The organism is Gordonia sp. (in: high G+C Gram-positive bacteria), assembly GCF_049299075.1.
Classification (GTDB): domain Bacteria; phylum Actinomycetota; class Actinomycetes; order Mycobacteriales; family Mycobacteriaceae; genus Gordonia.
The window spans coordinates 1-2,740 of sequence record NZ_JBAQWU010000383.1 but is presented as its reverse complement, the minus strand read 5'-3'; the positions used below and the strand labels follow the sequence as shown (position 1 = coordinate 2,740).

The following is a 2,740-nucleotide window of genomic DNA, read 5'->3' as shown; positions in this document are numbered from 1 at the left end:
CGCCCTGCACCGCCTCGACAACTACCCACGAACCGGCTGACCACGCCATCTACCCTGACCACCACGACCAGAAAGAACACCCGTCCGGGCCAGTGAAACCTGACTTTTATCACGGATTCAGACATGTTGGACTTCGCTGGTTGTGGCCTGCGGGTTTAGGGTTGTTTTGGGCTGGATTTGCGCACTAAGGATCGGCGATAGGCTGGTCTGATGGCCTACGTGCGGACCGTGAAGACTGCCTCGGGAGCGCGAGCGGTCCAGATCGTTCATGGTTCGCGGAAGGGTTCGCGGTCGATCGAGCACATCGGGTCTGCTCATAGCGACGACGAGTATGCGGCATTGAAGGCTGTGGCTGCTCGCCGTCTTGCTGCTGGTCAGGGCGAGTTGGATCTCGGTATCGTCGGCGTGCTGCCGGTCTCGAGTGAGCCGTTGCCGATCCAGTCGGCCCGGATGGGGCATCTGTGGGACGGACTCGAACACGTCTACAGTGAGCTCGGCTTCGATGACGTGACCGGCGGTGATCTTGTTTTCCGGGACCTGGTGTTGGCGCGGATCATCGAGCCGACGAGCAAGCTCGACTCACTGCGCGTTCTCGAGGAGGTGGGCGTGCCGGCGATGTCGTATCCGACGATGAACCGTCGCCTGCCGGTCTACGCCACCGATACCTGGAGGCAGAACCTCGCGGCCGCATGCGCGAAACACGCAGGTCTGGGGCCTGCCACGCTCGTGTTGTACGACGTCACGACACTCTATTTCGAGACGGACAAGGCCGACGGGTTCCGTGAGCCCGGGTTCTCCAAGGAGCGCCGTCTCGAACCGCAGATCACCGTCGGGATGCTCACCGACGCGACCGGGTTCCCGCTGTTGATCGAGGCGTTCGCCGGTAACAAGAGCGAGAAGCTCACGATCGTTCCGACAGTCCTGAAGTTCATGGCCGCGCATGACCTGGCCGAGGTCACCGTCGTCGCGGACGCCGGGATGATCTCCGCGGAGAACATGAGAGCGATTGAACGAGAGAACCTGTCATGCATCCTCGGTGAGCGGATGCCGTTGGTTCCGTACCAGATCGCCAAGTGGGTCGCCGACCATCCCGATCAGGCGCCCACCGACGCACTGACACTGGTCCAGCATCAGCCGGCGAACGCGAAGACGAGTTTCCGGCGCAGTCGTGTCACCTACTACCGGTACTCGGCCGATCGGGCACGGCGGAGCCTGCGTGGGATCAACGAGCAGGTCGGTAAGGCTGAGAAGGCAGTTGACGGGAAGGTCCCGGTCAAGCGGAACAGGTTCGTCACGCTCACAGGCGCGGACAAGACGGTGAACCGCGAACTCGAGGCGAAGGCGCGGACGTTGGCTGGGTGGAAGGCCTACATCACCAACATCGACGCGCCGACACCGGAGTTCGTCATCGGTGCCTACCATCAACTGTGGCGGATCGAGAAGAGTTTCCGCATGTCAAAGACCGATTTGGCGGCGCGGCCGATCTATCACCGCACTGAGGACTCCATCCGTGCGCACCTCGCGGTGGTCATGGCCGCGCTCGCAGTGACGCGCGTGATCGAGGAACGCACAGGCTGGTCGATCAAGAAGTTCGTCACCACAACCCGCCGTTACCGGACCATCCAGATTCGCGTCGGCGACCAGACCGTCACCGCCGCAGACCCACTACCGGATGACCTCGCTGCGGCACTCAGCGCGATCCGAAGTGCGCACTAAATTGATAAAAGTCAGGTTGACGGGCATCGCGACCCTCCGTGAGAGTCGAACCGACGAGAGGACGATCTGACCTGAGTTGGACCTCCTGAGCCGGCTTTCGGGGTCCGGCTGGGGATCGGTGCAGGTCAGCGCTGTTCGGGCGGTCGATTTCAGGCACTAAATTCTCGGGTATGTTCGGTGAGTGCCGCCGTATGTTCGCAAAGTGAAGACCGCGTCTGGCGCCACCGCGGTCCAGATCGCCCAGACCGTGCACGGCCGCCGCAAGATTCTCGAGCACATCGGTTCCGCGCATGAAGAAGCCGAGCTGGCGGCGCTGATCGCTACCGCGAAGAACAAGATCAGTGCAGGTCAAGAAGAGATCGATCTGGGATTCGGGCAGTCGGCGGCTGGTGGCACCGACGCTGTCATCGCCGCGCACCGCAGTGAACTGCTCTGGAATGTGCTCACCGACGCTTACGAGAGGCTCGGTTTCGGTCAGATCGGTGACGACACATTCCGCACCCTGGTCGCCGCGCGGCTGGTGGAACCGACGAGCAAACTCGACACGATCAGGGTCGTGGCCGAGCTGGGTGTGGCGGCCCCGCACTTGTCGAGCATCAAACGCGCGCTGGCCCGCTGCGTGGAACGTGACTACCGCTCCCAGATCGCTACGGCCTGCTGGGCACACGTGACCGCCGACGGCGGCCCGGGAGCCGCGGTCGTCCTCTACGACCTGACCACTTTGTACTTCGAGGCCGAGTACGAAGACCGTCTCCGCAAAGTCGGCATGAGCAAGGAACGCCGGGTCGATCCGCAGATCACCGTCGGCCTGCTCGTGGCCCGCGACGGATTCCCGCTCGACGTGCACGTTTTCGAAGGCAACAAAGCAGAGACCACCACCCTGATTCCCGTCGTGACCGGATTCCAGACACGACACAGCATCAAGGACATGGTGGTTGTCGCCGATGCCGGCATGCTGTCGGCGGCCAACCTCAACGCCCTCGAGGACGCCGGCCTGAAGTTCATCGTGGCTTCCCGTACCTCC

At 62.8% G+C, this 2,740-nt stretch carries 2 protein-coding genes; both read left to right on the top strand.

What is annotated here, in order from left to right; genetic code table 11:
* Nucleotides 1-210 precede the first annotated feature (210 nt).
* Nucleotides 211-1,716, top strand: a complete 1,506-nt coding sequence (locus tag WAW85_RS12070) for an IS1634 family transposase (protein ID WP_422559854.1) — start codon at nucleotides 211-213, stop codon at nucleotides 1,714-1,716.
* Nucleotides 1,717-1,897: 181 nt separating this feature from the next.
* On the top strand, nucleotides 1,898-2,740 hold an 843-nt coding region (locus tag WAW85_RS12065), incomplete at its 3' end, for an IS1634 family transposase (protein WP_422559853.1).